The sequence below is a fragment of the Asanoa sp. NPDC050611 genome, from assembly GCF_040654855.1.
Classification (GTDB): Bacteria; Actinomycetota; Actinomycetes; order Mycobacteriales; family Micromonosporaceae; genus Asanoa.
Genome location: NZ_JBFAIU010000687.1, coordinates 1 through 1,299 on the forward strand (window position 1 = coordinate 1; position 1,299 = coordinate 1,299).

Below are 1,299 nucleotides of genomic sequence, written 5' to 3' on the forward strand. Positions count from 1 at the left end.
CGCCGGTGAGCCCGATCCGCTCGTGCAGGCTCAGATCCGCGCCGCGGGCGATGCGACGGGCGGTGTCCGTGACCCGGTGCAGCGGTGCCAGCACCCGGCCCGCGACCAGCCAGCCGAGGCCGATCGCCGCACTGCCGACCAGACCCAGCGCGATGCCACCCTGGGTGAGCTGCGAGGTCAGCGCGTCGCTGCGGACGTCGGCGTTGGTCTTGGCCAGGTAGTCCGGCACGTCCTCGGCGGGCAGCTGCGCGCCGTCGGCGGTGCGGAAGATGACCGTGTCGTGGGCGGCGCCCTGGCCCGGGCCGATCTGCCGGTTGACCATCACGCCGCCGATCGGCCGGATCTGCTGCTCCACGAGCAGGTGGGTCACGCCGAGCACCACGATGCCACCGAGCAGGAACAGGCCGCCGTAGACCAGGGTGAGCCGGGTACGCAGGGTCGGTCGGAAGCGTTTCACGAGATCCGGTACCCCTCTCCGGCCAGGGTCTCGATGACCGGCGGGTCACCGAGCTTGCGGCGCAGCTTCAGCACGGTGAGCCGGACCGCCGACGTGAACGGGTCCGCGTTCTCGTCCCACACCTTCTCCAGCAGCTGCTCGGCGCTGACCACCGCGCCGTCCGCCCGCAGCAGTTCGGCCAGCACGCCGAACTCCTTCTTGGACAGCGGCACGTAGCGGTCGTCGCGGAAGACCTGGCGGCGCGCGGCGTCCAGCAGGATGCCGGCCCGGCGCAGCACCGGCGGCAGCGCGGGCCGGGCCCGTCGACCGAGGGCCTGCACCCGGGCCGCCAGCTCCGCGAACGCGAACGGCTTGGGCAGGTAGTCGTCGGCGCCGAGCGACAACCCGGCGACCCGGTCGCCGACCTCGGCCGCGGCCGTGAGCATCAGGATCCGGGCCGTCGTGTCGGAGCCGACCATGGCCCGGCACACGTCGTCGCCGTGCACCTTCGGCAGGTCGCGGTCGAGCACCACGACGTCGTAGTCGTTGACCGCCAGGCGTTCCAGCGCCGCGTCGCCGTCCAGCGCGACGTCGACGGCGTGCGCGTCGTCGCGCAGCCACTCGGCGATCGCCTCGGCGAGCAACCGTTCGTCCTCGACCACCAGGATGCGCATCGCCTCATGGTGCCGAGCGAACCTGTTTCTTCGCTGTTAGCGATTTCGGAAGCGCCGCCGAAACGGGCGGGCGCGTTGACTTCGCCGCCATAGCGGGCCGCAGCGAGTCGGCCCGCCTGTTCGCGGGAGGCACGTCGAACGCGTACGGCTCGGGGGAGCCCAGGTAGTCCTGTCCCCGCATGCGGCACC

General features: G+C 72.5%; 1 protein-coding gene and 1 pseudogene. Both read right to left on the reverse strand.

Annotated features, from left to right (window positions below; all coding sequences use genetic code 11):
* Window positions 1-457: pseudogene (locus AB0H87_RS41840) on the reverse strand (two-component sensor histidine kinase); the annotation flags it as partial.
* A complete protein-coding gene (locus tag AB0H87_RS41845) occupies window positions 454-1,110 on the reverse strand; it encodes a response regulator transcription factor (RefSeq protein ID WP_360159442.1) in 657 nt (218 codons plus the stop codon). The pseudogene AB0H87_RS41840 and the gene AB0H87_RS41845, both read right to left, overlap by 4 nt.
* Window positions 1,111-1,299 lie beyond the last annotated feature (189 nt).